This window comes from Pseudomonas sp. HK3 (assembly GCF_052920985.1).
In genome coordinates, this window is record NZ_JBREXD010000001.1 from 2001087 (window position 1) to 2020000 (window position 18914).

Sequence of the window (18914 nt, forward strand, 5' to 3'; positions counted from 1 at the left end):
TTTTTTTCGTCTATTGTTTTTGTAAATGATTCAACGAATGAATCATGGCGCTGACTATTTGCCTCATCATGCTTATGGCATTGTCGATTTGACAAGGCCGCTAAACCACCGAGCGGTTTTTTTTCGTCTATTGTTTTTGTAAATGATTCAACGAATGAATTATGGCGCTGACTATTTGCCTCATCATGCTTATGGCATTGTCGATTTGGCAAGGCCGCTCAAACCACCGAGCGGTTTTTTTTCGTCTGTTGTTTTTGTAAACGATTCAACGAATGAATCATGGCGCTGACTATTTGCCTCATCATGCTTATGGCATTGTCGATTTGACAAGGCCGCTCAAACCACCGAGCGGTTTTTTTTCGTCTGTTGTTTTTGTAAACGATTCAACGAATGAATCATGGCGCTGACTATTTGCCTCATCATGCTTATGGCATTGTCGATTTGACAAGGCCGCTCAAACCACCGAGCGGTTTTTTTTCGTCTATTGTTTTTGTAAATGATTCAACGAATGAATTATGGCGCTGACTATTTGCCTCATCATACTTATGGCATTGTCTATTTGACAAGGCCGCTCAAAACACCGAGTGACTTTTTCGCCTGTTGTTTATCAATGCTTATAATTTGAGTTCAGGGTTGTAGAAGTAATAGTGATTGGTACCTGAGCTTTTTGCGGCATACATGGCAATATCGGCATTTCGAGTGAGTGTTAAAATGTCTTCTCCGTCTTCTGGGTAAACACTAATACCGACACTGCAACCAATTTGCAGTGTACGGTGTTTGATTTCAAATGGTGTTGATAATAATCCAATAATTTTTTCGGCCAAATTGGCTGCGTCGTCATTGATGGTCATGTTTTCCATAATAATGACAAATTCATCACCACCTAATCTAGCCACCGTGTCATTGTCGCGAATTTTATTTTGTAGGCGTGAAGCAACCGCTTGTAAAATTAGGTCACCGACGCCATGGCCATATTCATCATTTATTGGCTTAAATTTGTCCAAATCAAAAAATAATAAAGCGCAATGAGAGGTATGACGTTTGGCCCTCGCTAGAGCTTGAGTCAGGCGGTCGTCATACAAACTTCTGTTGGCAAGGCCTGTTAAGTAATCATAATGAGCAAGCTGGCGCAGTTGTTCCTCTGCGGCTTTTTGTTCACTGATATCCGTTATGTTAATGACGTAGTGGCTGATTTTATAGCGCTTATCTTTGACGGTATTGATGCGAATATTAACAGGAATAATACTGCCAGATTCCGTTTTATCAAATGCATCCCCTTGCCATTGGTCATGCTCTTGAAGGCTTGACGATATCTCAGAAAAAAACGAATCATGCATGAGGTTAGAAACAAGAATGGGAGGCGTAAAGCCTAATAGTTGTGCTTCATCTACCCCCATTTTCTTACAATAGGCTTGATTAACGGCAACGACATGCTTGTATTTATCCGTAATAATAATGCCGTCACTGCTTGCATCAAAAACCGTGGCAGATAATTTCAATTGCATTTCGTTTATTTTTTGAAGGCTTTGGTCAATGACAAAGCAAATGCCTTTATCCGCTTCGCCATTTAATAAGGTCGCACCCATGTAGATAGGAATACGCTGACCATTTTTATGGATGATTTCTTTTTCGAATGAGGCGCACATGCCATATTTTAATAATTCCTTTTCTGCTTTTTTATCGACAGATCTAAATTCTTTTGGCGTGAGTGCCTTCCAACTTAATTCTCCATTTTTTAGCGAATCATGAGAATATCCAATCATTTTCAAATAGGCATCATTAGCGGCTAATATAACGCCATTTATATCCCATTCCATTATTCCGATTACATTGGAATTGTATAGTGATAAAAACCGTTTTTCGCTGATCATCAACTCTTTTTCTGTGTTGTCCAATGCCATTATGATTCTTCGAGTAACAATGAAAATCAACAACGAAAGAAGACTAGTGATGATAATTGTGATGGTTAAAAGTGTGGACTTTATCCAGCGGGCACCTTCACTGAGTATTAATGAAAAATCAGTGCCTATTTTGTTTAATTCTTTATTTAGCTTATCTAGCTCAAGTCGTTTACTTTCCAAGCAAGCCGATTTATTTTGTAAGACACATTGATGAATGTCATTACCTAATAGCATGAACTCATGTATTTTTATATCGCCTTTTTCCCAAATTTCAATCGCACTTTTCAAATAATAAAAATTCTGGAAGCGAAGAAAAAAATTCATCATGCTGTCTACATCATCTGGGTGGTTTGATCCGGCAAGAAAGCCTTTTCGGGAACGGTCTTTATTTGGAGGTGACTCAAGTAACCCTAAGCGACCTTCTTTGTCACCAAGATTGATACTGAGTGCTTTTTTAAATCGCTCGAAATCATTAATATCATGCTTGTGTGCATAACGTTCAAGATAAAATGCCGCGTCTTTTTGTGCCTTTGCCCACAAGCCTTCCCCGCGAACAAACGCACGAACACTGTTTAATGTTTCAGATTGAAGATAGCCTAAGCCCATGAGAGTGATGCTAGCCATGATGAAGAGACTAACGATCAACAATACTTTTTTTCTCATTGGCGAGCGTACACACTCTTTTTGAGCAGGTTTAAGTGAGTCTTTAGGCTTATTCATGTTTTACACAGAATATGTGCTGATTAGATTAATGTCATTTCTTGAGTATAGACGCTAATCTGAAAAGAGCTGAACCATACCGGAGCCGCTCCATTATGAAGTAGAGTCGTTTTGTATGGTTTCATACTGCGCAGCAGCTTGCGTGGCTTGATCATTTTGTCGTAATGTATCCAAAGTTGATAAAACGTCAACCACATTTTCAAACTCTTTTATTAGAGCATCATCACTATTGATGTCTTTTAGGTGAGCAAGTATTTGGTTGGCATTATCAAGTGCAACGACTTCGTTTTGACGTTGTGAGCTGGTACTGGCTGCATCCATATTATCGATGGCCTTTGCAATCGGTTCGAGCATGTTCAGGGTTTCGTTGTCACCTTGCTTAGAGGCTTCAAACATAAAGCTATTAATGAAGTGTTTTGATTGCGTGATGGTGCTTTGTTCTTTTTTAGTATTATCTAAATTATTAAGATCTGTGTTATTGATGAAGCCATTTTCATATAGACTTTGACTGAGTGCGGCTATGTTTTTTGATGCAATGGGGCCGTTAAAAAACTCTTTACTAATAGCACTTAATTTTTGGCTACGAATAGATAAGCTTAACTCTCGACCATTTGACTGGTTATCTTTTTGTACCGCAACATCAGGTGATTGTGTTGATGTTGCGGCAACGTTTTTGCCTAGATCTTTATTATCCTTATAAAGGCTGCTTATTAGGCTGGGTAATGGGGTATTAACGTCCATAATCTATCCTCTTTCAGGGTCGCTCTTTTATCAATGAGAATAAAATAGCAAGTTATGCGCCAATGAAAACTAGGTTAATATAGCGTATTAACGTGCCTTTATAGGCTGTTTCTTTCCGCTTTGTATTTTCTTGGCTGTGGTTACGGCAAGCAATGGCCTAACTAAATGATGAAACGCTAAATCTTTGAAAGGTATATTTACGATGCAACGACAGGTGGGTAATTTAATGGTTAATTTAAAATTAGTGCTGTGTTTAATGTTCATATCATTAAATAGTCATGGTTTCGAGCAGGTACTTAAATTTAGCGAAGCGCAATTACAAACGCGACTTCAAGAAATCACCCCTATATCACGCCAAACGTTATTGGCGAACGTTGTATTAACGGATGGCACATTACAGTTATTAGAAAAAGAAAATGAAATATCTGTGACTGCATTTTTAGATGTGACCGCATTGGGCAGTTTACACGGTTCTGGTTCTGTTTCGGTTCAGGGTAGCCTGACTTATGACGCGAAGGCCGGTGCATTTTATTTAAATAATGCCAAGGTTACAGCGTTAAACGTTGATCAATTATCAGCGGATAGTGTTGCGCAAATTAAGCCGTTAATTCAAGACTTGGTGACACAAAGCTTACAAAGCCAGCCTATTTATCAATTAAAAGATAACGACATGCGCCACAGCTTACTTAAAGCCAGCTTGAAACGTATGGAAGTTAAACAGAAAACCTTATTCGTGATCCTGGGCTTTTAAGCCATAACAAGATTGATTTATGCATTTAACAAGCGTTGTCGGATTTGTGGATTGTTTTTAGCCCGAATGAACAAGGCTAATACAAAGATACCCATAATGAGATTACCAACTGCACAGCCGTAAAATAAGCCTGTTAGCCCGCCAAAGTGTTGGCCAAGCCATGCACAGGGCAAATAGATAATAAATAATCGCAGTAAGTTCAGGCTTAGCGATAGTTGCGTTTTATGCAGCGCATTTAACGTTGCCGTTGTGACTAAAGTAAAGCCCATAGCAAAATAGGTTAGCGGCACAATATAAATAAAAGTTTGAATAATGTGCTGTACGCTTGAGTCATCACTGAAAATTGCACTAATAGATTGAGCAAAGAAAACCAGTAGAGCATACACAATCACTTGCCATACAAATAAGAATTGCATGCTTTTTATGAGAGCGTGCTCAATTCGTCGGTGTTCTCCTGCGCCATGATTTTGCCCTACAAACGGCGGTAAACTTGCCGTAAATGCCATGATCACAATCATGGCTAATGGCTCAATACGACTACCAACACCATAAGCGGCCACAGCATGTGTGCCATACTGAGCAACCCACGCAACCATAATACCACTGGCAATTGGCCCTAGCATATTCGTCAATGCGGCTGGTATGCCTAGTTTGGCAAGCTGTCGCCACTGGCTCACAATTGCATCTGGGACGGCGAGCGAAATAAGGTCTTTATCGAGTAAATACTTAAGCACAAAGGCAAGTGCGACCCCCCAGCTAATCGTGGTGGCAATCGCGGCCCCTTGAATACCAAGCTCAGGGAAAGGCCCTAAGCCAAAAATAAGTAATGGATCTAAAATCGCATTAATAAGGGAGCTACCCAGCATCAGAAGACTCGGTAGCTTTGTATTGCCTGTTGCGCGAATACTGGCGTTTACAATAATTAAAACAATTAATAGAACACTGCCTACGTACCACCATGTCATGTAATCAGAAATCATACCCAGTAGGCTTTCATCGGCACCTAGCCAGCGAAAAATAATCGACTGACTAATAATGCCAATAGTCGCTAATATAACGCCGAGAATGATGGATAAGTACAAGCTAGCGGTCACCCAGTTTCTAGCTTGATCAACTTGTTTTTGACCTAAGCTGCGAGCGACAACGGCACCCGTTGCAATGCTTAATCCAATAGCGAGGTTCATGATCATCATAGTGACAGGAAACGTAAAACTTACCGCGGCTAGGGGTTGCGTCCCCAATAAGCTGATGAAATAGGTATCGACTAAGTTAAATAAAAAAATACTTAAGATACCTAGAACCATAGGCGCCGTTAACCGGTACAGCCAAGTGGAAATAGCACCTTGGCTAAGATCTGATGCCATAAATAGCGCTCTTGTTAGAAATAAAGATTATTAATGATGCCATAGATAGGGTTAATCTGGGCAAAACTTAGATGAATGGTGTGTTTCTTCTATACTCATAATAGAGGAGATTTCACTATGCTTCGTTTCTATTTTGAGTGTTTTGTTTTTTGCTTGATAACCACTCTTACGATGAGTGCTCTGGCTGAGAATAAGATCATTCGTATTGTGTCCGACGAGTGGCCGCCAATCACCGGCAGTCAATTACCCAAAGGGGGCTTTAGTGTTCATTTCGCTACGGATATCCTAAATGCACTTGGTTATGAGTTTACAGTGGAGTTCATACCTTGGAAGCGAATCGAACGGACTCAAAAACAAGGCAGGTACGATATGATCGTTGCTATGTGGTATGACAAGGTGCGCGAACAAGGCTTTGCTTACACACAACCCTATTTAGATACCAAGGTGGTATTTGCCAGTTTAAAAGAACAAGCTTTTACATATTCTGATTTGGCGAGTTTAAACGGTAAGACTGTTGGTATGGTGTCTTCTTATGCGTATCCAGAGGCTTTACTGAATTACGAAAAAGTAACTTGGCATACGGGGATCGACTTAAATCAAAACCTAAAAAAGCTTATAGCAAAGCGCTTAGATATGGTGATTGGTACAGATGCGGTTATGCAATACGAAGTGAAGCAAAAAATAACAGGTTCAAAACATATCTATTTTGATACAGACCACCCTGTTGAAATTAGGCCTGTGCACATGGCTATTAATCGAAATACACAAGGGTATGCGGTATTAGTAAAAAAAATAGACAAGATGATACAAACATTTAAACAAGATGGGCGGCTTCAAGCGCTAAAAGATATTTACGGCCTACACTGAATTACCCACATAATCTGTGGATAAGCCTGAGGGTAAACATTGGACAAAACGTTATCGTTTAGGCCTGATAAAGGCTTACCTTAATTTGTCCAATTTTCACACGATAATAATGTTAATAAAAAAACGTGTTATAAAAAATGTTGTATTGCTTTCGGTTTTACTGGCCATCGGCCTTTGCTGATAGCTATTAAAGACGAGTAATAACTTAAACTCAGTGTTGTCGGTTTTTATAACTATAAAGTGGCCATTGATTTGTAAGTGTCGATATCCACTATTCGTTCTAGCATTTGCTAAGATCGTTTAAACAAAAAAAGCCCAGATATATCTGGGCTTTTTAACGCAGTGCTGCGATTGAATATTTACAGTGTTGCAAATACTTTATCAGCGGCTTGCAGCGTTTGTTGAATATCGTCTTCCGTAATCGCTGCACACATAAAACCAGCTTCGAAAGCGGATGGTGCTAAGTAAATCCCTTCGTTTAACATACCATGATAGAATTTTTTGAAACGCTCTTGGTCACATTTTTGCACTTGAGCAAAGCGGCGGATGTTGCTCTCTTCACTAAAGAAAAAGCCAAACATGCTGCCGACTTGGTTTGTTGTTAGCCCAATATTATGGCTTTGCGCAAGCGCTTCTAAGCCTTTGCATAGCATTTGTGTTTTTGCCGTTAGCACATCGTAAAACCCTGGTGAGCTAATGGCGTTTAACATAGCAAGGCCAGCGGCCATCGCAATTGGATTCCCCGATAATGTACCCGCCTGATAAACAGGGCCAAGTGGTGCAAGGTACTCCATAATTTCTTTTCTACCGCCAAACGCACCCACAGGCATGCCGCCGCCAATGACTTTACCTAATGTGGTCATGTCAGGTTTTACGCCGTACACTTCTTGTGCTCCGCCTTTTGCCGCACGAAAACCGCACATGACTTCGTCAAAAATTAATACGATGCCATGTACATCACATAATTCACGCAAGCCTTGTAAAAAACCATTTTCAGGAGGGATGCAGTTCATATTGCCTGCTATAGGCTCCACAATGACACACGCAATCTCATTGCCCATTTGTGCGAAACATTCGCGTACGCTGTCTAAATCGTTGTGCGTCAACGTAATGGTTAAATCTGCGACGGCTTTTGGTACACCAGGCGAGCTTGGCACGCCCAGTGTTAATAAACCAGAACCTGCTTTTACTAATAGTGAATCGGCATGGCCATGGTAGCAGCCTTCAAATTTCACCATTTTATCGCGCCCGGTGTAACCGCGCGCTAAACGAATGGCGCTCATGGTGGCTTCTGTGCCACTTGAAACCATACGAACCATGTCCATGCTTGGGTAAATCTCGCAAACTTTGTTGGCCATTTCGATTTCAATTTCAGTTGGTGCGCCAAAACTTAGGCCGTTTACCAATTGTTTTTGTACCGCTTCGATTACCTGAGGCGCACCGTGACCCAAAATAAGCGGTCCCCAAGAGTTCACATAATCAATGTAGCGATTCCCATCGGCATCAAACAAATACGCGCCTTCGCCTTTTTGGAAAAAAATAGGGCTACCGCCCACGCCATTAAAAGCACGCACAGGCGAATTCACGCCACCAGGAATGTGGGTTTGTGCTTGGGCAAACAAAGATTCAGAACGAGAGATATCCATAAAAAACCTACTACTAAAAAATTAAAATGGGCGAACCACAGCTAAGATAACCACTGCGATTAAAATTAATACGGGTGCTTCATTAAAGAAACGATAAAAGGTGTGGCTTTTGGTGTTTACATCATCACGAAACTGCTTAAGTAACACACCGCAATAGAAGTGGTAACCAATCAGCAGAGCGACCAGCATGAGTTTTGCGTGAACCCAGCCTTGGCTGAAATAATAATTTGGGTTGAGTGTTAACAGCCAGCCGCCGAGCACGACCACTGCAATCATGGAGGGGGTCATAATACCGCGATACAGCTTTCGCTCCATAATCTTAAAACGATCTTTACTGGTTTGGTCTTCACTCATGGCGTGATAAACAAATAAACGCGGTAAGTAAAATAGAGCAGCAAACCAGCACACCACGGCAATAATGTGAAACGCCTTAAGCCAAAGCATAAACATCCTTTGAATGATTAATGAGCATATCGATAATAGTTGTGGATTTTATCATGTTCGATGATACCCATGACAGAGGCTGTGTTGACTTCTTTACCATAGTGAATAGTCAGGCATTCAACTTTGTCATCGATCATGATATCCAATGCTTCTTGCAAGTTGGCTCGCATAGAGATGCTTTTACAGGTGAGTCGTTGTCCGGGTATGGCCATTAAATTTAATGCGGGGTCTTCATTGTTGTCAGTTTGTTCTAACCATTCACTGAGGCTTTCTTCATTCATCAATAAATTAGCCACATCCGATGCGGCCAGTGCCGCAAGTATGCCTTTTTCGCCATGAATCACCAGCCAAATAGGATTGCCACTGAGCGCCAGCTTGAGTGTCTCGATGGATGCAAACTTAGGCACCACTTTAATATTTTTTTCGGCCACACTTAGTACGCTATTTTGCCTGAGCATTAATTCCACAGGGCTTGTGTCAGTGGCAAGGCCACGTAATTGAAGCAACCGTGGAAATAGGGCTGTTTGCTTAAATACTTCACTGGCGGTTAAATTTGCAATCACCACCACCAACATAGCGGGTAAAATAATATTGGGATTATTGGTTAATTCTAACAGCGTCATTAAGGCCGTGAGCGGTGCTTGTAGACAAGCACTCATCATCGCCGCCATTCCCAGCATGGCATAATAACCGGTTGCACTGGCAATATCTGGTGCGAAGTAGTTACCCACTTCGCCGATAGCCCCACCGGCACAGGCCCCAATAAACAACATAGGGCCAATGGCACCAGACGGTTGCCCTAGTCCTAAATTGAAACCAGTAATACACAACTTGGCCAGTGCAAAGCTGATCAATAACATCCAAGGTAATTGCCCCGTCAGTGCATGGTTTACTGTGTCATAACCGATGCCCATCATGGACGGTATCGCCAATGCGAATAACCCATTCAATACACCAATGATTAAGAATCGTAACCAAATATTTTTAGGCGCGCGCTGGGCCGTTTTTACGCAAATCCAAATAAAGGCAGCGGCAAGTGTGCCCATCACCAAACCTTCCACTAATAAAAACGGAAACTCGAGCAAAGAGCGCATTTGTAACGGGGGCACGCTAAAGGCGGGTTCTGCACCGTAAACCAGTCGCGTTAATAGCGCGCCAGCAACAGACGCCAAAATAATCGGAATCAAACTGACAAAGCTGTAACCCATTACGATTACTTCCATCGCAAATATCACACCTGCAATTGGTGTATTGAAAGAGGCACTAATGGCGGCAGCCACCCCTGACGCTAATAATAGTTGTATGTGTCGACTGGGCAGTTGAAATTTACGTCCCATGATACTGCCATTAGCGGCGCCTAAATGTACGGCGGGACCTTCACGGCCAGCACTTTGTCCGCTGAGTGCACAGATAACCCCAGCGAAAAATTGCGCGATAAAATTACTAAACGGCATGTGCCCTTGGTGATGTTTTAAGCGTTCAATAACATGGCCGATACCAACCATGCGACTTTGTGCACTCAGGCGAGCAAATACAACCGCGATTAACATGGCACCGCTTAGTGGCAGAAAAAATCGTATCCAAGGTGCCAGTGCTTCAAAGTTTTCACTATCTCCATTTGCAAGATACGCATTTAACGGACCTTCAACAGCGAGACGAAATAATAAAATAGTGCCGCTGGTGACAAGCCCTGCAAGCACCCCAAGCAATGCTAACTGAGGAAGAGCATCACCTTGGGCCAATGAAATTCTTAAGCGACGAATAAAAGATGCCATTAATTGCTCTATCACTTTTTATGGAAGGCGCTATTATAAGGCCCTTCGAAATTAATCAAAAAAGAAGGTGATATTGTGATTAATGTGGGACTTGTGGGCGGAACCGGTTATACGGGTGTTGAATTATTACGAATTCTTGTACAACACTCGCAAGTAAATTTAAAAATTGTTACGTCCCGTGGTGAAGATGGCACGCCAGTGTCTGACATGTTTCCCAATCTACGCCCATTCACAAATATCACCTTCAGTGTACCGGATGTTAAAACCCTGTGTGAGTGTGATTTGGTCTTTTTTGCGACACCGCACGGTGTTGCCATGGAAATGGCTCCAGAATTAGTCGCAGCAGATGTAAAAATAATCGACTTAGGTGCCGACTTTAGAATTAAAGACGTTGTCGAATGGTCAAAATGGTATGGCTTAGAGCACACGTGCCCAGAGATTGTTGAGCAAGCTGTTTATGGTTTACCTGAAGTCAATCGTGATGCGATTAAAAACGCCAAGGTTATTGCAAACCCAGGTTGTTATCCCACAGCGGCACAATTGGGTCTTTTGCCATTAATTGAACAAGGCTTAATAGAAGTGGATAGCATTATTGCTGACTGTAAATCGGGCGTCAGTGGTGCGGGCCGTCAGGCTAAAATCGGTGGCCTATTATGTGAAGCCAGTGAAAGTTTCAGTGCTTACGGCGTGCCGGGTCACAGACACTTACCAGAAATTAAGCAAGGTTTACAAAATGCTAACAATAACAACGCGGTAGGTCTGACTTTTGTGCCACACTTAACCCCTATGATTCGTGGAATTCATGCTACCCTATACGCTAAATTGAAAGACACTAGCGTAGATTTGCAAAAAGTGTTCGAAACACGTTATGCAAATGAGCCTTTTGTCGATGTTATGCCTGCCGGTACACACCCTGCAACGCGTAATGTAAAAGGCAGTAATTACAATCAAATTGCGGTTCATCGTCAGCAAGGCGGTGACACAGTGATCGTACTTTCAGTTATTGATAATTTGGTGAAAGGCGCAGCCGGTCAAGCCGTACAAAATATGAATATCATGTTTGGCTTTGAAGAGAATGCAGGCATGACTCAGCCAGCTATGCTTCTATAATAATGGTTTTAGAAAACAAAAAGGACTGCAAGTAATGACAGTGGTAAAGGGCAGTAAGCAAGAACATCTGGTCGTGGTAAGTTATGACCCTTGGACGCGCTTTTTTAAACGTCTGCTTTTGTTAGTGTTAATTGCTGGGCTAGGCGGTGCTGGTTATTTGTTTGGGCGTTTTGAAGCGGCTCAAGTTCAGTTTCAGGCGATTGCCGAACGTGACCAGTTAAAAGAAAACCTAGCCATGTCGCAAGATGAAATGTCGTCTTACAGCCAGCGTGTGATCATGTTGGAAAAAGGCGGTGAAGTTGATCGTCGTTCAACGGAAGGCTTGCGTCAAAACTTGGTGGACTTAAGAACCCAAATTGCGACCTTACAAGAAGAAGTGGCTTTTTATAAGGGTATAATGGCGCCGTCTACCAGTAAGCAAGACTTACGTATTCAAAAGGTTGATATTGAATCCACATTGGAACAACGTCGTTTCCGTTACAAAGTCGTCGTTACGCAAGTTGGCACTAACCAACGTTTTGTTAGTGGCCTAGCTGCAGTGAATATTACCGGTGTCTTAAACGGTAAACAGATTGTCTATGGTTTACGCGACTTATCTGAAGATGTTCAGGATTACGGCATTAAATATCGGTTCCGTTATTTCCAAGAAATAGTGGGGGACTTGGTTTTACCAGACGGTTTTACGGCCGAGTCCGTTGAAGTGGTATTACAAACAAATGGTTCAAAGGCCAACCGGGTAGCGCAAACATTCCCGTGGCCAGGAAAGGAGTAAAGATGTTGAGTAGTAAAAGTAAAAACCCAGGGCATTACGATACATTAATTTCAAATAAGTCAGAGTTTATCGGCGACCTTCATTTTAGTGGTGGCTTACATGTAGACGGCCGTATTAAAGGTAACCTGATTGCAGACGAACAAAGCGGTGCCGTTGTTCGCATTAGCGAAACAGGTGTGGTTGAAGGTGAAATCCGTGTTCCCAATATCATTATTAACGGTACAGTTGTTGGTAATGTTCATTCAGGTCAGCACATTGAGCTTGCTAAAAAAGCCATCGTAAATGGCGATGTGCACTACGGCATGATGGAAATGGTTATGGGCGCGCAAGTTAATGGCAGCCTGATTCACCACGGCTCAGATAAAAATGCCAAAGGGCGCAAGCAAAAAGATTCTACCGGTAATTTAGCCGCTGAAACTAAAGTTGACTAAAATACTCGGTTAATCACATAATACCTCTGTTATATACCGAAGGTTTTGCAGTATGAACGTTCTTTCGTTGACCCCGTCAGCTGTCACTAAAGTGCAGACGCTTATCGAAGACGAAGGTGATGATAGCCTTTGTCTGAGGGTGTTTGTCACCGGTGGTGGTTGTTCTGGTTTTCAATATGGCTTCACATTCGATACAGAAGTTGCTGAAGACGACGCACAAGTAGAGCAAGAGGGCGTTAAAGTATTAGTAGACTCTTTGAGCTACCCTTACTTAGACGGCGCTAGCCTTGATTATAAAGAAAGCTTAGAAGGATCTCGCTTTGTGGTCTCTAACCCGCAAGCTTCTGCAACCTGTGGTTGTGGTTCGTCATTTACAATTTAGCAGGCTTGTCCTGCTAATGTGCTTAGGCTTCAGTTCAACCAGTTGGGCTGAGCCGAGCTCACATATTGCCTTGTTGCACGCCCATACGCCTGAAGAGCTGGCGGGTATCCTAGATCAAGCTGAAGCTTGGGCAAATACACGCAGCGAATATCCCGATCAACCCATCACCATTGTGCTCCATGGTAAAGAGGCCAACGTATTTGTTAGGCAAAACTATCAAATGTATCGTCAGTTAGTTGATAAGGCGGCCAGGTTAGACGCTTTTAATGTTGTGGATATTAAGATTTGTGAAACTTGGATGGGAATGAATCAAGTGCGCAGAGACCAGCTTCCTGCATTCGTGGACACAGTGCCATTTGGCCCCGGTGAAGAAAAACGCTTATTAAAAGCAGGCTATCAAAGCTTTTAACGTAACACTTTGATGCATTTATGCTGGATAGAGAGCGCCTAGCACTCTAGCCCCTTTAGCCCCAGTCACCGCAGGCACATTACCAGCAAGACGCAATATGTTCTGCTGACCTAGCCAAGCAAACGCCATTGCTTCTACCCATTGTGGGTCAATTCCTAATTTTACACTGCGACAAACATGAAAGTTTGAGCCAAGCCCATGCCCCAGGGCTTTGAGTAACTGCCCATTAAACGCGCCGCCGCCGCACACCACTATGTCAGCAGACGACGTGAGTCGCTTAACTTCTTTACAAATACTGCTAACCGTTAGCTGTAGCAAGGTTGCTTGCACATCCTCCGCTGGGATATCGGTTATTGGAAGCTGGGTCAGCCACCGCAAATTAAAGTGTTCACGGCCCGTACTTTTTGGTGCTGGCATTTTAAAGTAAGGATCATCTAGTAACTGAGCAAGCAATCGAGCATTAACCTGACCGCTTTGTGCCCATTGGCCATTTGAATCGAACGGACCCTTTTTATGCTTAATACACCATGCGTCCATCAAAATATTGCCAGGGCCAGTATCAAATCCCCCGACCTCACCATGGGCGGGTAAGAATGTAATATTGGCCATACCGCCAATATTGACCGCTACGGTATCTTTATCTGCTTGTTGAAATACCTGTTGATGAAACGCAGGCACTAATGGCGCACCTTGGCCACCAGCTGCCATATCCCGTGAGCGGAAATCGCATACCACATTAATCCCCGTCAATTCAGCGAGCAAGGCACCATTAACCAGCTGAACGGTATAATTAGGAGGCATATGCCTAACCGTTTGGCCATGACAGCCAATCGCTTTTATCTGATCACTATTAATCCCGGTTTGATTAAGCACATCGTCAACGCCTTTTGCATAAAGAGCGCTCAGTTGTTTGCTTGTTTTTGCCGCGAGGTCTAATTCGTTTTCGGTGCCTTGGCACAGAGCCATCACATGTTGCTTTAGTGTGTCAGGAAAAGCATGGTGAATAGCGCCAATTAGCTCAATGTCGCCGTCACTCGAGGCAATGATAACCGTATCGACACCATCTAGACTGGTGCCAGACATTTGCCCAATATAATAATCAGTCTTAGCGTGAGGCAAAATAGTCACCATACATGTGGCTTTCTAAGCGCATCACCATAATTTGCGCATAGTGCAAAAAGCGTTCTTTTTGCGATGAATCGATCGGTTTAGCGTGAGGTAAGCGGACTCTTAGAGGGTCACGGTGAACCCCGTTTACTCGGAATTCATAATGTAAATGTGGGCCAGAGGCTAATCCTGAGCTACCCACGTAGGCAACTGATTGCCCCTGTTTCACACGTTTACCCACTCGAACACCGCGCCCAAACGATTGCAGGTGCGCATATAACGTTGTGTAGCTAGTACCGTGTTGTAAAATGAGTACCTTACCGTAACCTCCTTTGCGCCCGGCAAAAATAACTTTACCGTCACCTGCTGCACGAATAGGTGTGCCACGACGGGCAGCATAATCCACGCCTTTATGTGCACGAATACGGTGTAAAATAGGGTGCTTTCTTGAAAGATTAAATTTGGAACTGATACGAGTGAAGTCCACAGGGGTGCGCAAAAATGCTTTGCGCATACTCAAGCCGGCTGGCGTAAAATACTGCGCATAGCCGCTTGCATCATCATAACGTACCGCGGTATAGGCTTTGCCTTGATTCTCAAAGCGAGCCACAAGAATGTCACCATCGCCTACTTTTTTACCATCAAGGTACTTCTCTTGGTAAATCAGACTGAAATTATCGCCTTGGCGAATATCCAGTGCAAAATCCACATCCCAGCCAAATATCGTTGCCAGTTGCATGATAATATTGTTGCTCATGCCTGCGTTGATGCCAGTTTCAAATAATGAGCTGTCGATAGTGCCTTGGGCAAACGTTTCAACCACATCTGGCTCAAGGGTGATTTGCTTACTATCAAAGCCCTTTCCAGTATGTGTAAAAATATAACTTTCAAATAACGACTTCTCTAAACGAAAGCTATGTAAGCTGCCGTCCTCTAAATGAAAACCTACTTTATCACCAGGGTGTAGCTTGTTAAGACTGCCGCCATGTTCACTTTGAGTGAGTTGGTATAAAAGCTGAGCCGACAAACCTTCATTGTTAAATAACTGTGCAAGCGTATCGCCTGGTTTTACAGCCTTCATTTCCCACTCAGTAGTGTCAGCTTTCTCTTTAGATGTTGACTCTATTTGCGGGAGGGGAAGTTGGTATGCAAACGTACGTCGTTCCAACTCTTGTTTGACCGGAATTAAAATAAGCAGTGCCACGACAAATAAGCCAGTTAAACCAAGCGCAATCCAATGGCGCTTAGGAAGCAATTCGACGGTGGATAAATCCTTGTTAATCATAGTATTGCCTGTACATCGAGTGGGCCAAGCATAACATTCCCTATTTGAAATTGTAGACCCCTTTGCCAGCTTTCGGAGCCAGTTGGCAGCTAAATTGCTGCAACAACTTGCAAATTTGCTCAAATCCGTTAATTTCCCAGCTTCATTCAGATACGAGCACTACTGGGTACGCTACATGACAGCCGCACTAATAGAAGACCTAAAGGCCAGAGGCCTATATAACGATTGTACCGGTGAAGCCGAATTGGCAGAGCGCCTAGAAACAGGCTGCCAGACACTATATTGTGGCTTTGATCCAACAGCCGATAGCTTACACATAGGCTCCTTAGTGCCGCTATTGGTCCTTAAGCGTTTTCAAATGGCCGGGCATAAACCACTGGCGCTGGTTGGTGGTGCAACGGGTTTGATCGGAGATCCTAGTTTTAAAGCCGCGGAACGCAAACTCAATGGCCCTGAAGTTGTTGGGCAATGGGTTGAAAAACTGAAAGCCCAAGTCAGTCGCTTCATAGACTTTGATTCAGGCGAAAGCAGCGCCAAAGTTGTAAACAATCTAGATTGGGTTGGTGAATTCACAATGCTCGACTTTTTAAGAGACGTCGGCAAATATTTCTCTGTGAATCAAATGATCCAAAAAGAATCTGTAAAGCAGCGTCTAGATCGCGATGGCGCGGGCATTAGCTTTACTGAATTCACCTATATGATTTTACAAAGCTATGACTTTGCTAAACTGAATGAAATTGAAAACTGCATCCTGCAGATTGGTGGTTCAGATCAGTGGGGTAACATCACAGGCGGCACCGAATTAACGCGTCGTATGAACGGAAATCAAGTATTTGGTTTAACCTTACCTTTAGTAACCAAATCAGACGGCACTAAATTTGGTAAAACCGAAAGCGGTACGATTTGGTTAGATGCAAAGAAAACCTCTCCTTATGCTTTCTATCAATTCTGGCTAAACACCGCCGATGCCGATGCTTATAAATTCCTTAAATACTTCACTTTTTTATCAGTCGAAGAAATTGATGAAATCGAAAAGACGGATTCACAAATTCAAGGTCGTAAAACGGCACAACCTATATTAGCCAAAGAAGTGACTAAGTTACTCCATGGTGAAGAAGGGTTGGCGGCAGCTGAACGTATTACGGAAGCGTTATTTTCTGGTGATGCTGATTCTTTGAGTGAACAGGATCTTGAGCAGATCAAATTAGATGGCCTGCCATCCGGTGATATACAGGTATCTGACTTAATAGATGTGCCATTAACTCAGTTGTTGTCAGATGCAGGCCTTGGACAGGGCAAGCAAATTAAAGACGCGTTAGGTCGCAACGCCGTTATTGTAAATGGCCAAGCCTATGGAATGGATGCCTTAATGGGCGCTAAAGACATATATAGTAAAGGCAACGCATTGTTTGGTCGTTTTTTCATCACAAAACTGGGCAAGAAAAAGCATCACCTGTTTGAATTAAAGTAATTTTCATTCAGCGGTTGACGCCTCTGATAATCTCCCTATAATGCGCGCCTCCTTCAACGGGAAGCGCGTTTTCTTTATCTGAAAAAGAAAAAGAAAACCCCAAAAAGGATGCTTAGTTTTTAGCCAGTCAAATGACAAAAAATTAAGTAAAAACAAAGTGTTGACAGCTAATCGAAACACTGTAAAATGCGCCTCCGCTTCGAGGAAAAACATTGAAAGCGAAACATTTTTGAAAAGATTTTTAAGATTTAAAAAACTCAAAAAAATGTTGACACAGAGAAGCGGTTCTGTAGAATACGCGCCTCGCTTCGAGAGAAGCACTGCACTAGCCCAGCTAGAAAAGCAGATAAGAAATGGCCAGTCCGAGCGACGGTCACGATCTTTAAAAACGAATTCAGACAATTCGTGTGGGTACTTACCGAGAGTCGAGATGTACAGCTTCTTAGGAAGCAAAAGACTTTTCAAGTAAGTATTTACACTGTCAAATTTATTTAACAGTAGTATTTAATACTTGAGCACATCTTAGGATGTAAAATTTTTAAACTGAAGAGTTTGATCATGGCTCAGATTGAACGCTGGCGGCAGGCTTAACACATGCAAGTCGAGCGGAAACGAAGATAGCTTGCTATCAGGCGTCGAGCGGCGGACGGGTGAGTAACGCGTAGGAACCTACCTAATAGTTTGGGATAGCCCAGAGAAATTTGGATTAATACCGGATACGCCCTACGGGGGAAAGCAGGGGATCTTCGGACCTTGCGCTATTAGATGGGCCTGCGTGAGATTAGCTAGTTGGTGAGGTAATGGCTCACCAAGGCGACGATCTCTAGCTGGTCTGAGAGGATGATCAGCCACACTGGAACTGAGACACGGTCCAGACTCCTACGGGAGGCAGCAGTGGGGAATATTGCACAATGGGCGCAAGCCTGATGCAGCCATGCCGCGTGTGTGAAGAAGGCTCTAGGGTTGTAAAGCACTTTCAGTCGGGAGGAAAGCTTGTAGCTTAATACGCTACAAGTGTGACGTTACCGACAGAAGAAGCACCGGCTAACTCCGTGCCAGCAGCCGCGGTAATACGGAGGGTGCAAGCGTTAATCGGAATTACTGGGCGTAAAGCGTACGTAGGTGGTTTGTTAAGTTGGATGTGAAAGCCCAGGGCTCAACCTTGGAACTGCATTCAAAACTGGCGAACTAGAGTATGGTAGAGGTGAGTGGAATTTCCTGTGTAGCGGTGAAATGCGTAGAGATGGGAAGGAACATCAGTGGCGAAGGCGACTCACTGGACCAATACTGACACTGAGGTACGAAAGCGTGGGTAGCAAACAGGATTAGATACCCTGGTAGTCCACGCCGTAAACGATGTCTACTAGCCGTTGGGGTCCTTGAGACTTTAGTGGCGCAGCTAACGCACTAAGTAGACCGCCTGGGGAGTACGGTCGCAAGATTAAAACTCAAATGAATTGACGGGGGCCCGCACAAGCGGTGGAGCATGTGGTTTAATTCGAAGCAACGCGAAGAACCTTACCTACTCTTGACATCCACAGAACTTTTGAGAGATCAATTGGTGCCTTCGGGAACTGTGAGACAGGTGCTGCATGGCTGTCGTCAGCTCGTGTTGTGAAATGTTGGGTTAAGTCCCGTAACGAGCGCAACCCTTGTCCTTAGTTACTAACATTAAGTTGAGAACTCTAAGGAGACTGCCGGTGACAAACCGGAGGAAGGCGGGGACGACGTCAAGTCA

Annotated in this window: 16 protein-coding genes and 1 rRNA gene (1 of these 17 only partly in view); 9 read left to right on the forward strand and 8 right to left on the reverse strand. The window is 43.3% G+C overall.

Annotation, left to right across the window (positions count from 1 at the left end):
• Positions 1–614: 614 nt before the first annotated feature.
• Positions 615–2621: a diguanylate cyclase domain-containing protein gene (locus ACU6U9_RS09365; RefSeq protein WP_446734757.1), complete on the reverse strand. Its 2007-nt coding sequence runs from the start codon at positions 2619–2621 to the stop codon at positions 615–617.
• 93 nt (positions 2622–2714) lie between these two features.
• Complete coding sequence (locus ACU6U9_RS09370; protein WP_446734758.1) at positions 2715–3362, reverse strand: hypothetical protein; 648 nt, start codon at positions 3360–3362, stop codon at positions 2715–2717.
• A gap of 202 nt (positions 3363–3564) precedes the next feature.
• Here ACU6U9_RS09370 and ACU6U9_RS09375 point away from each other — a divergent pair, with 202 nt between their 5' ends.
• Positions 3565–4113 (forward strand): DUF1439 domain-containing protein, encoded by a 549-nt coding sequence (locus ACU6U9_RS09375; RefSeq protein ID WP_446734759.1) that lies wholly within the window; start codon positions 3565–3567, stop codon positions 4111–4113.
• Positions 4114–4130: 17 nt separating this feature from the next.
• Here the strand turns inward: ACU6U9_RS09375 and ACU6U9_RS09380 are convergent, their stop codons facing one another.
• Positions 4131–5477: an MATE family efflux transporter gene (locus tag ACU6U9_RS09380; protein ID WP_446734760.1), complete on the reverse strand. Its 1347-nt coding sequence runs from the start codon at positions 5475–5477 to the stop codon at positions 4131–4133.
• Positions 5478–5594: 117 nt separating this feature from the next.
• On the opposite strand from ACU6U9_RS09380, the gene ACU6U9_RS09385 reads away from it, so the two are divergent.
• The gene (locus ACU6U9_RS09385; RefSeq protein WP_446734761.1) at positions 5595–6344 is read left to right on the forward strand and encodes a substrate-binding periplasmic protein; all 750 of its coding nucleotides are present in this window, start codon (positions 5595–5597) and stop codon (positions 6342–6344) included.
• A 359-nt stretch (positions 6345–6703) separates the two neighbouring features.
• On the opposite strand, the gene hemL is transcribed toward ACU6U9_RS09385, so the two are convergent.
• The 3 genes from hemL to ACU6U9_RS09400 are packed head-to-tail and all read right to left on the reverse strand — an operon-like array spanning position 6704 to position 10209.
• Entirely contained in the window at positions 6704–7984 is a 1281-nt protein-coding gene (gene hemL, locus ACU6U9_RS09390) for a glutamate-1-semialdehyde 2,1-aminomutase (protein WP_446735079.1), read from the reverse strand.
• 27 nt (positions 7985–8011) lie between these two features.
• Positions 8012–8440: a protoporphyrinogen oxidase HemJ gene (hemJ, locus tag ACU6U9_RS09395; RefSeq protein WP_446734762.1), complete on the reverse strand. Its 429-nt coding sequence runs from the start codon at positions 8438–8440 to the stop codon at positions 8012–8014.
• 11 nt (positions 8441–8451) lie between these two features.
• Positions 8452–10209, reverse strand: a complete 1758-nt coding sequence (locus ACU6U9_RS09400) for a chloride channel protein (RefSeq protein ID WP_446734763.1) — start codon at positions 10207–10209, stop codon at positions 8452–8454.
• 75 nt (positions 10210–10284) lie between these two features.
• Here ACU6U9_RS09400 and argC point away from each other — a divergent pair, with 75 nt between their 5' ends.
• Genes argC through ACU6U9_RS09425 form a run of 5 tightly spaced genes read left to right on the forward strand, consistent with a single transcriptional unit; the run spans position 10285 to position 13313 of the window.
• A complete protein-coding gene (gene argC, locus ACU6U9_RS09405; protein ID WP_446734764.1) occupies positions 10285–11319 on the forward strand; it encodes an N-acetyl-gamma-glutamyl-phosphate reductase in 1035 nt (344 codons plus the stop codon).
• A 34-nt stretch (positions 11320–11353) separates the two neighbouring features.
• The gene (locus tag ACU6U9_RS09410; RefSeq protein WP_446734765.1) at positions 11354–12091 is read left to right on the forward strand and encodes a DUF6776 family protein; all 738 of its coding nucleotides are present in this window, start codon (positions 11354–11356) and stop codon (positions 12089–12091) included.
• Between the two features lie 2 nt (positions 12092–12093).
• Positions 12094–12522: a bactofilin family protein gene (locus ACU6U9_RS09415; protein ID WP_446734766.1), complete on the forward strand. Its 429-nt coding sequence runs from the start codon at positions 12094–12096 to the stop codon at positions 12520–12522.
• 52 nt (positions 12523–12574) lie between these two features.
• Positions 12575–12904 (forward strand): iron-sulfur cluster insertion protein ErpA, encoded by a 330-nt coding sequence (gene erpA / locus ACU6U9_RS09420; RefSeq protein WP_446734767.1) that lies wholly within the window; start codon positions 12575–12577, stop codon positions 12902–12904.
• Between the two features lie 16 nt (positions 12905–12920).
• Positions 12921–13313 carry a DsrE family protein gene (locus tag ACU6U9_RS09425; protein WP_446734768.1) on the forward strand — a complete coding sequence of 131 codons (393 nt, stop codon included), beginning with the start codon at positions 12921–12923 and terminating at the stop codon, positions 13311–13313.
• An 18-nt stretch (positions 13314–13331) separates the two neighbouring features.
• Here ACU6U9_RS09425 and ACU6U9_RS09430 read toward each other — a convergent pair whose 3' ends face one another.
• Both ACU6U9_RS09430 and ACU6U9_RS09435 read right to left on the reverse strand, forming a co-directional pair.
• Positions 13332–14432, reverse strand: a complete 1101-nt coding sequence (locus tag ACU6U9_RS09430) for an anhydro-N-acetylmuramic acid kinase (RefSeq protein WP_446734769.1) — start codon at positions 14430–14432, stop codon at positions 13332–13334.
• Positions 14419–15705: an OapA family protein gene (locus ACU6U9_RS09435; protein ID WP_446734770.1), complete on the reverse strand. Its 1287-nt coding sequence runs from the start codon at positions 15703–15705 to the stop codon at positions 14419–14421. Before ACU6U9_RS09435 ends, ACU6U9_RS09430 begins: the two co-directional genes overlap by 14 nt.
• A gap of 175 nt (positions 15706–15880) precedes the next feature.
• Between ACU6U9_RS09435 and tyrS the strand changes: the two genes are divergently transcribed.
• Together tyrS and ACU6U9_RS09445 are read left to right on the forward strand one after the other, a co-directional pair.
• Positions 15881–17176 (forward strand): tyrosine--tRNA ligase, encoded by a 1296-nt coding sequence (tyrS, locus tag ACU6U9_RS09440; RefSeq protein WP_446734771.1) that lies wholly within the window; start codon positions 15881–15883, stop codon positions 17174–17176.
• A gap of 540 nt (positions 17177–17716) precedes the next feature.
• Positions 17717–18914, forward strand: a 16S ribosomal RNA gene (locus tag ACU6U9_RS09445) (it continues 343 nt past the right edge of the window).